Genomic DNA, 8,209 nt, shown 5'->3' with positions numbered 1-8,209 from the left:
GCTAATTACAAATATGTCATTTCCATTTTGGAAATATAGTCTTGCATAGATTTCATTAGTGGAAATTAAATCGTCAGATATAGAATAAGCCCATAACAATACTAAGGGTTTAATCATGAGCCACCAATCTGCTTCTCCACAACTTTCAGAACAACAACAGCGCTTTAGCAATATCATTTCAGATGCCAACCTGTCGCCAAAACAGAAGTCGAGCTATCTTGCCTTAGAAGCTGAAGCGAGCCTACCGTACATGCCGGTAAGTCACGAAGTAGAACAAGCCTTACAACAAGGCGTGCTATGTGACATGTTTGAAGGTCACGCTCCATTTAAGCCGCGCTATGTGCTTCCTGACTATTCTAAATACTTACATCAAGGCTCAAAGTATTTAGAGCTTAGCGCGGCAACTAATTTCGATGAAGCATTGAACATGCTTACCATCCTGTACCATCACGTCCCATCGGTCACATCTATTCCGGTTTACTTAGGTCAATTGGATGATGTGTTGATGCCTTTTGTTGGCGACTTAACAGAAGAGCAGGTTTATCAGAAGCTTAAGCTATTCTGGATCATGCTAGACCGCACGCTGCCAGACGCGTTCATGCATGTGAATATCGGCCCAACAGACAACGTTATTTGCCGTACTATTTTACGAGTTGATGCTGAACTCAAGCAAATTGCGCCTAACCTTACTTTTATGTACGACCCAGCCGTAACACCTGATGACCTGCTGCGTCATGCTGCGAGTAATATTTGTGAATGCAGCAAGCCACACATCGCTAACTACCCAGCACACGCTGCGGCATACGGTGATAAGCGCTTTGGCATCGTTAGCTGTTACAACTCTCTGCCCCTAGCTGGTGGCTCAAACACGTTAGTACGTATGAACTTGAAACAAGTGGCGTTAAAGTCTGAAGACAGTGTCGATTTCCTACAGCAAGTGTTACCACACTACAGCGCTATCATGGTTGAGCTGATGAACGCTCGCAGCCGCTTCTTGCATGAAGAATCTAACTTCTTCGAAGGCTTCTTAACTAAAGAAGGTTTGATCGAAGAAGATCGCTTTGCACCAATGTTCGGCATCTACGGTATGGCTGAAGCCGTGAATATCTTGATGGAGAAAGAGGGCAAAGCGGGGCGTTATGGTCATGACGAACAAGCTAACCAACTTGGACATCGCATTTCAGAAAAACTGGCTGAGATCGTTGATCGTTCTGAAGTGAAATATGGTCTAGAAGGCAAGGCTTTATTGCATGCTCAAGGTGGTATCAGCCTAGATGAAGGTGTCACTCCAGGTGTGCGTATCCCTTATGGAACAGAACCAGATCCTGTCTCTTACGTTCGTGCGACTGCGGGTCATCATAAATTCTACACCTCTGGTATCAGTGACATTTTGACCATTGACGAAACAGTGAAGTCGAACCCTGAAGCTATGCTTAACCTGTGTAAAGGGGCAATCCAAGCGGGTTACCGTGAGTTTACCGCTAACGTTGCATCAAACGACTTAGTTCGTGTGACAGGTTACATGATTAAGTTGTCTGACATCGCTAAATACGACGAAGAAGGTTCGCGCACCAACACGACTTTCTTAGGAGCTGAAGCGGCGAAAAATACGGGCATCTTAGAGCGTAAACCGCGCGTGGCAAGCTTAGAGATGTCGCCAACGTACGAATAACCTGGTGTTCGAATCACATTAACTATGAAAATTTCTGATCTAACAACTCAAATGGCTAGGGTTAATAACAATAAGACAGAAAAACAAGCGAAGGTCAGCCGTGTGCTGACCTTTTCTTGTGTTGATGGGCCGGGAAATCGGCTTGTGCTGTTTCTACAGGGGTGCAATTTCGACTGTATAACCTGTCATAACCCTCATACCATCAATCACTGTAATCATTGCGGAGATTGCGTTAGTGGCTGCCCAAGTGGTGCCTTGAGTACTATTGGTGGCAAAGTGATATGGGATCCGGTGGCTTGCACCAATTGCGACCAGTGTATTGATGTTTGTGGTCACAAATCGAGCCCGAAAATCACCACGATGACGGTTTCAGAAGTGCTAGAACTTGTGAGACATAACCAGTTCTTCCTGAGTGGTATTACCGTGTCGGGCGGAGAAGCGACCATGCAGTTGCCGTTTATCATTGATCTATTTGAAGCGATGAAAAGCGATCCGCAGCTAGCGCATCTCACATGTTTTATTGATAGCAATGGCTCGCTGTCAAAACAAGGCTGGGACAAGGTGTTGCCTTATCTTGATGGAGCGATGATTGATCTTAAATCTTGGCAATCAGAAACCCATAACTGGCTAGTGGGAAGAGGGAATCATCGTGTGTTTGAAACCATCAATTATCTAGCGGAACAAGGTAAGTTACACGAAGTTAGGCTTTTGCATATTCCGGGTAAGAGTGACCTTGAGGATGAGATAGAGCAAGTTGGGTATTACTTGAAAGGATTGCCAGCTGATGTTCGGATTCGACTCAATGCTTTTCAACATCACGGCGTGACTGGCGAAGCGTTGGAGTGGCCTAAGTGTACAAAACAACAGATGCAAAGCTTTCACGACCAGCTCTACACGATTGTTCAAAGGCCGATGCAAACGCCAGAGGTGTACACTTAATATTCTCGGTCTTCAATGACCAAAGAACTAGGCTTCTAAAAAAAGAGCTAGGCTTCTAAAAACAAGTCACACAGCCATTTGATCGCCTGATCATTCATGTTTGGCTTGTTCCACACTAAGCTGTACGCCACTTTTCCGTAATCGAAGGGGAGTGGCTTACTCACTAATCCATGCGCTTGTTTCGCATGTTCAGCCCACTGTTTCGAACAAGTGAATAGGAAGGGGGTATTGTGACAAAGCACAGCCGCTGCCCCAAAATCAGCGACCGAAATAGCCATCTCTCTCGGCTTATGGCGTTGCACTAAGCTTTGTTCAAAGTAAGGCTGTGACAGTTCATTATCTAAGATGCCAATGTGCTTGTAGTTTAGGTACCCCTCTACCGTAAGCTCTTGCTGTGCGAGCGGGTGGTGAGCACCCATCAAGCAAACCATCTCATCCGGCAGGATCGTTTCCCACACCAGATCTTTGTTGTCTGTTGGAGGTTGAGAAATATCGTGAGGCAATAAGATCAAATTAACCTTGCCGCTGAGCAAAGCATCGAACCCAAGCTGCTGTTTCGAATAGATATGAAGTTTTGCTTTCGGAGCAAGCTCTGTGGTGATTCTGCTGATCTTAGAGGCGAATACTTCAAAAGTACTCTCACGCATCGAGAGTGAAAAGCTGCCTTGGTACTCCTCTGGAGCAAAGCTCTTCTGATGAAGCAATCCATTCATGCTGGAAAGAATCGCGTGAACCGTTGGAGCGATTTGAAGTGCAAAGGGCGTTGGGATGAGCTTAGTGCCATCTCGGTAGAACAGCTCGTCGTTGAGGATCTCACGAAGCTGAGACAGGGTCTTACTCACACTTGATGGGCTAACACAGAGCTGCTCAGAGGTTTGAGTCACGCTATGGGTATTTAGCATTATATGTAGAGCAGTGAGGTGCTTAAGGCTCACTCTCAATAAGTGTAAGTAATCCATGTATGACTCACGCATTCAAATTGGCTTGTGATTTTGAATTTACAGCAAAACCGAGCAAGCCAAATTGATAAAGGTTATTTACGAGCTAACTTATGGTGAGCTCGCGAAAAGTGGCCTGCGCAAAATGCACCTACGATGGAAAGCTCACCGGCTAAACACAATGCAGCACAAACTTCAGCTAAAGCTTGGGATTTACCATTGCCGTGCAGCCCTAGCAAATCAAGACACGCTTTTTGGCTTGGAAGACTTGTACCACCACCAACAGTACCCACCATTAGGTTAGGAAGCGTTACACTTGCGTATAAACCGCCTTCTTTGTTTAGCTCCATGCGAGTCATACCGATGGCAGATTCTGCAACACACGCAGCGTCTTGTCCGCAAGCGATGTAAAGTGCAGCCAGTGCATTAGCGTAATGGGCATTGATACCGATAGTGCCGCTAAGAGCGCCGCCCACAGTAGTCATTTGACCAAACTGAACCATCTTCTCTGGCGTTGTGTGTAGATACTTAGCCACAAGTTCTGCTGGGATATTTACTTCAGCGGTTACCTTTTTACCACGAACGCTGCGCAAGGTTTGGGTATTGGCTTTCTTATCACCCGACAAGTTACCATCAAGGAAGGCATGGTCAGGCTTAACTGGTGTGTGTTCGATGATGTACTCAAATACCGCATTGGTCGCGATGGTCACCATATTCTGACCAGATGCGTCCCCCGTAAGAAACTCAAACACTAAATAAACATGGTTACCTTCAATGTTGATATTGATGTCGGTAAGTTTACCGTGGGAAGTCGTAGATTCAGCTAGGGTTTTAAACTTTTCATACTGAGTTACTGCCCATGCCACAAACTGTCCAGCTTCAACTAAACCTTGGAATGCAAAGCCAGGGGTGCGCGTTACGCCTTCATTGAGCAACATTGCACTCGCGCCACCACAAGCACTAATGAGTTTAGAACCACGGTTGTAAGACGCGACAAGTGCTGCTTCGGTTGTTGCCAGTGGAACTAGGTAATCACCTTGGGCAAACAAGCCGTTGACGCGCAATGGGCCAGAGATACCTACAGGTACCTTAACAGTGCCAACGAAGTGCTCGATGTTTTTTTCATAGGCTTGCATCTGGCTTTCAGTATGAGGGTCGAGTAGCTCTTTTTGTGATTCTTGATCATCGAGAGCAGTCCAACGACGTGTCACATTCTTTTCTGTCAGGTAAGGGCTAGGTGTCAGCTTCTTTGCCGGCTTTTCAAAATGAGGTTGGAGTTTATTTTCTAATTCGTCTGCGGAGATATCGCCCCCTAAAATAGAAACATAGTCACGGCGATGCAGATTTAGTTTTGGCATAAATAGTATGAAGTAAAGTTTGTGCAGCAAAATGGTTTGCGCTGATTCTACCGAGTAATAAACCAGAAACAAGCGCCAGATATAATGAGTTACAGTTTGTGTGCTTATTACGTCAAAAAGTATTAAAAGAGCTTGAACCAAAGGGATTCAGACTACAGGAACCGGACGCTAATATTGATTATAGATAAGTTCAACAGATCAGCACGGCCTAGATATGGATATCGAGTAGGCTGCCAATGGCTTCGTTTTGGCGCTCCACAACGCTAGCACCGACACGGTTATAGTTAGCACTCTGCGTTAATTTGACCAACGCATCGCTTGAAGATGAAGTGGGTTCTGGTTCTTTAAATGAAAGGGATTGCTCAGGTTCAACTTGATTAAAGCTGAAATCGCTGCCTTCGATTACATCGTCGTCAGATTCAGGCGCATGTTCATAGACTTGATTATGTTTTGAGGCTTGGTTGAGTTCGATCGCCGCTTCTTCAGCCATGTTGGCAGACTGCTGAATAATGGCGTAACCAGATTGAATACCAGATATCGACATAGCAGGACCTTTAATTGACGTATGGGAAGAGTCTAGGTGGACGATATTTTAAGCGCAATGTTGAGAAGGGGAAATCTACGGTGAAACGGTGAACTTAAGCTAAAATAGTGATATCTGTCTATTAACTGAACAGATCGTTAAGTGCATTTAGCTCTTCGTCAGTAAGCAGAGTTTCTTTCTCTGTTTCCAGGTTACCGTCAATCTCACCCTGCAACGCTTTTAGTTGCTCCGGGCTAAGAAGTTGGATCTGCTGTTTAAATGCTTCAAACTGTTGAGTATTCATAATGTGGCCTTGCTGCAATTCCATATGCTCTAATGAGCATAGACTACTGTAACCAGAAATCAAACAAGATTAAGAGAATATTAAACTTATTTTGTCGTTTCCTAGAACTAAGACAACTATAAATTTCTGTGGTCGCTTTTTGTCCGAGGAATGTTAAGCAAAGTTAAAGCTTGGTCAATCAAAGTCAGAAAGTCATGACAATGTAAAAATCGACTCATCCCTTATGCAGTAAGGCTAGGTGAGGAGTTGCCCTACCCAAATATAGGTATTGGTAGAGCAACCTGCAAATTTAACAAATGATCAAAAGGTAAGCGATTATCGCTATCTTTTTGTTTTTACAGTACTTTGTGCTTCGTTCAAGAAGCGTCCGTTTCAAACGCTTTGTCGATTTTTACTTTAACTGCAAATTTGGTTGCTAGCGTATGCAGTTCTGGAAGCATTCGATAGATCAAATGCAGCTGTTGTAGAACCATTCTGACAGAACTTTCGTCTTCTTCTCGCCACTCACTCAAACGTTTATCCAAATCAGAATCGTAAGTATTTTTGACTTCACACTGTTCGCAGTGAGAGTAAAGCTGATCATTGAGCGCGTCGAGGTGCTCATGGATGACACGGTGAGCATCTAAAACGAGCTTGTGTGTCGACTCGTCGTCGATACGTGTTCTATGCGCACCTAAAGCGGAAATGTAGCTTAATAGGGCGTGGTTGAGCGTTAGGAAGCGGAAACTCTCATCTTCAGAAGTACGATATTTCCCAGGCTCGACTAACATACTGCTGATCGCCACGGTCAGATTCGCATCGTTATTGTGCGCGCTACGACGAGCGATACGGTAATTCAGCGTGTCTTTTTTGCCGACTCGGTACTGACCGATGATTTGCGCTAGATAGTTTTTGTTGGCGTCCAGCGCGTCAGCCATTACCTTGTGTAGTCGCTTTGATTGCCAATCGGGTAACACATAAACCACTGCCAATACCGCCAAAGCACAGCCAATGAAGGTATCTGCAAGCCTTGGCAGAACCACAGCGTAGCCTTCACCAAGCTGGTTAAAGCAGAACAGTACCAATAGGGTGATGAAGCCTGTCGCGAAGCCGTAGTTATTAATACGGAACGCAAAGAACATCACACCACTGATCACAATGAATACCAACTGGCTTTCTTGAGAAGGGAAGAAGGTCAACAGTGGCACACCGATCAACAGGCCAGCAACGGTACCAATAACACGCGCAGTCAGCTTTTGGCGGGTAGCACTGTAGTTTGGTTGGCAAACAAACAATGTCGTTAGCAAGATCCAATAACCGCGTTCGATCTCAAACCCTTGGATGATCCCGTAGCCAAGTGTCAATGTGATTGCCATACGAATGGCATGGCGAAAGAGCATAGAGTCAGTATGAAGGTTGGCTTTGATCTTCTGCCACATTGCCGACAGCGTATGTGGGTTGGTGTCGTCTAATACATCTTCCTCTAGCTTTTCCGCATCTGGGTTACTGATGTTTGATAGCTGCTTCTCAACGGTCGCTAGGTTATTGAACAGATAATCCAGTTGGTTCAACAACGGCTTCCATTCGGGCTTATTTTGTTGATGTAGGTGGTTGAGTGAAGACATTAATTCATCCAGCGCTAACACTGACTTATCACCATGTTGATACTCAGCGCCCACCTTGAGTGAGCTCGCCACCTCTTTACATGCTGTTGCCTGCGCTTCCAGTAGGTATTTGAAGCGGAATAGCACATCAGAACGTTCAAAGTGTTTGGCAAGCTCTTGGTAGCGGTAGTGAGTAGAACTTACACGCTCGTGAATATCTTGTGCGATGAAATAAGTGTTTAAGAAGCGGTCACTTGGGCCATCAATGTGTCCGCGCTTAGAACGGTTAAGCAGCGTTGCTTTACACATGTTGAGCGCATTCACGGTACTCGCATTCAATTTGGCTTCAATAATGCGGTGTGGTTGAGGAATAAGGTCAGAAACAGGGTAGAAAAGCTCAGCCTTCGATTCCATGTAGGTGCCAATTTGGTCAAACACCGTAGCAAGGTTCTGCTGTACAGGTTGCATCGGCCACACGATTTGCCAAATCATCGACATGAAGTAGTACCAAGCTGCGCCCGTTAAGAGTAACAAAGGTTGGAACCATAAGTTGACGCTCTCATGGGCCCCGAGCATGGTGTAGATGGCCACTAGCAGAGAACCAAAGGCGATACTGGCGTATTTAGGGCCGATTGCACCCAGCATGATGAATGAGAATGTTGACGCAAATAGACCCAATGCGAACAGCCAGGGGGTGTCGAAAAGTAGTTCAATAGAAAAAGCGGCGACGGCAAAACAGATAAAGGTTAGGGTCAGGGCTTTTAAGCGACCGGTAAAGCTGTCATCACTTTCGGCCAATGCCGCAGCGATAACACCTAAAATCAACGGGGTGATGAGTGTGTTCTGTCCATAATACCAAGCAGGTACGACTACTCCGAGCAGAGTGATGAGA

The 8,209-nt window shown here is 45.4% G+C and carries 7 protein-coding genes; 2 read left to right on the top strand and 5 right to left on the bottom strand.

Translation table 11 applies throughout. The features are described from left to right. The first annotated feature begins 115 nt into the window (after positions 1 to 115). On the top strand, positions 116 to 1,672 hold the full coding sequence (locus BCT81_RS02635; RefSeq protein ID WP_102423162.1) for a YjjI family glycine radical enzyme: 1,557 nt from the start codon (positions 116 to 118) through the stop codon (positions 1,670 to 1,672). Between the two features lie 24 nt (positions 1,673 to 1,696). Then, positions 1,697 to 2,611 carry a YjjW family glycine radical enzyme activase gene (locus BCT81_RS02630; RefSeq protein ID WP_102423161.1) on the top strand — a complete coding sequence of 305 codons (915 nt, stop codon included), beginning with the start codon at positions 1,697 to 1,699 and terminating at the stop codon, positions 2,609 to 2,611. A gap of 47 nt (positions 2,612 to 2,658) precedes the next feature. On the opposite strand, the gene BCT81_RS02625 is transcribed toward BCT81_RS02630, so the two are convergent. From BCT81_RS02625 to yccS, 5 genes are all read right to left on the bottom strand, one after another. Continuing rightward, positions 2,659 to 3,570, bottom strand: a complete 912-nt coding sequence (locus tag BCT81_RS02625; RefSeq protein ID WP_102423160.1) for a LysR family transcriptional regulator — start codon at positions 3,568 to 3,570, stop codon at positions 2,659 to 2,661. Between the two features lie 74 nt (positions 3,571 to 3,644). Beyond that, positions 3,645 to 4,907 (bottom strand): hydroxymethylglutaryl-CoA reductase, encoded by a 1,263-nt coding sequence (locus BCT81_RS02620; RefSeq protein WP_102423163.1) that lies wholly within the window; start codon positions 4,905 to 4,907, stop codon positions 3,645 to 3,647. A gap of 208 nt (positions 4,908 to 5,115) precedes the next feature. Continuing rightward, entirely contained in the window at positions 5,116 to 5,451 is a 336-nt protein-coding gene (locus tag BCT81_RS02615) for a hypothetical protein (RefSeq protein ID WP_102423159.1), read from the bottom strand. 121 nt (positions 5,452 to 5,572) lie between these two features. Continuing rightward, positions 5,573 to 5,758: a hypothetical protein gene (locus tag BCT81_RS02610; protein WP_102423158.1), complete on the bottom strand. Its 186-nt coding sequence runs from the start codon at positions 5,756 to 5,758 to the stop codon at positions 5,573 to 5,575. A 332-nt stretch (positions 5,759 to 6,090) separates the two neighbouring features. Next, the coding region (gene yccS / locus BCT81_RS02605; protein WP_102423157.1) for a YccS family putative transporter at positions 6,091 to 8,209 on the bottom strand (2,119 nt) is incomplete at its 5' end.

Source organism: Vibrio sp. 10N.261.52.A1 (assembly GCF_002876325.1).
GTDB classification, from domain to species: Bacteria; Pseudomonadota; Gammaproteobacteria; order Enterobacterales; family Vibrionaceae; genus Vibrio; species Vibrio chagasii.
Note: the sequence above shows the minus strand (reverse complement) of the source record. Positions and strands in the feature narration are given on the sequence as shown.